1 protein-coding gene is annotated in these 1,814 nt (G+C 68.6%); it reads left to right on the forward strand.

Translation table 11 applies throughout. From position 1 onward, the window contains the following. A partial coding sequence (locus tag ACWGH4_RS33520; RefSeq protein WP_453467495.1) for a DNRLRE domain-containing protein occupies positions 1–1,814 on the forward strand: 1,814 nt, incomplete at both ends.

Genomic DNA, 1,814 nt, shown 5'->3' on the forward strand with positions numbered 1-1,814 from the left:
CAGCTGTCGATGTACTTCGACCAGGTCCACACCTCCGGTTCGACCAACGTCGACGTGGAGGTCCGCCGGGCGACCGGTGCGTGGGACGAGACCACGGCGACGTGGGACAAGACCAGCACGTTCGTGGGCGAGCAGTCGGCGACCACGGTCCTGATGGACGACGGTGACGCGGGCACGGCCGCGGTCGGCGAGTGGCCGCGGGTCACCGGCACCGGCCACGGCAGCGACTACGCGTACAACAAGAACACCGCGACCGGGGAGTCGTACACCTGGCAGCCGATGGTCCCCGAGGCCGCCGACTACAAGGTCGAGGTCCACACCCCGGTGCAGACGGACGGCGCGACGGCCGCCCCGTACACCGTGACGTCCGCCGAGCCTGCCGCGAACTTCACGGTCAACCAGGCCACCGGAACGACCGGCTGGCGCCAGCTCGGCACCGCGCAGATCGACTTCGCCAAGGGCAACACCGGCAAGATCGTTCTCGGCGACACCGGTGACTCCACCAAGCGGACCATCGCCGACGGCGTCCGGCTGGTCAACCCGGCGCAGATCCGCAAGGACATCGGCGAGTACAACCAGTGGCACAACTTCCGGGTCGGCGACACCGTCCAGAAGTGGGTCTCGGGCACCTCGCCCAACTACGGCTTCGTGATCAAGGCCGTCAACGAGACCTCCACCGCGCCGCTCGGAGGTCCGCAGTACGAGGCCGGGGACTACGACTACGGCGGCGAGACGTCCACCATCCCGCGCCTGACGGTCACCTTCGGCAAGGTCGGCACCTCGCTGAACTCGCCGACCGTCGTGCACGGCACCGGTCCGGAGCTGTCCTGGGCGGCGTACAAGAACACCACCGGTGACGCGGACCTGGACATCGCCGAGTACCAGCTGCACCGCTCCACGCAGCAGGTGTTCACGCCCTCGGCCGCGACGCTGGTCGCCCCGATCGCCAAGACGGCGACCACCTACACGGACACCACCGCGGTCCCGACCCCGGACTCCAGCAGCGCGGAGATCGGCAAGTCGTACTACTACCAGATCGCGGTCAAGACGGCCGACGGCCAGGTGCTGGGCTCCCCGACCCGCGTCGTGGGCGTCCCCAAGGCCGGCCGCACCATGCGGCTCATCCAGGCCGGCGCCGGTGTCACCGACACCACGCTGTCCTCACTGAAGCCGACGACCAACCTGAACACCATCGAGCAGGGCACCCTCGGCCAGGACTGGCTGACGGTCGGCAACAACTCGGGCACCTACGGCAAGACCCGTTCGGTGATCAAGTGGCCCACCACCACGATCCCGACCACCGCGACGGTGCTCGAGAGCCGGGTCTTCCTGTGGTCCACGCTCACCGAGCGCACCACCACCACCAAGGCCCAGTACAACCTCCACGGACTGACCCGGGACTTCACCGAGACCCAGGCGACCTGGAACAACGCCAACTCCACCACCGCGTGGACCACGGCGGGCGGTGACCACTCCTCGGTCGTCTCCGACTACGTGCCGGCCTTCAACACCGACCTCGGCCGCCACTGGTGGGACGCCACGTCCCTCACCCAGAGCTGGGTCAAGACGCCCACCAGCAACAAGGGCACCCTGATCAAGCTGAAGGACGAGACCACGGCCGGCCCGCAGGAACGCTCCATCTTCCTGTCCGCCGCCGCCCCCGACCCGCAGCTCCGGCCGCTGCTGCGCGTGATCTACGTCGACTCCACCACGGAGGACACGTACTACGCGCCCACCACCCCGGCCCGGATGACCCCGAACACCACCTACACGGTGGAGTTCACGGTCACCAACACCACGTCCTCCGCGTGGGC

It is taken from the genome of Streptomyces sp. NPDC054847 (assembly GCF_053610925.1).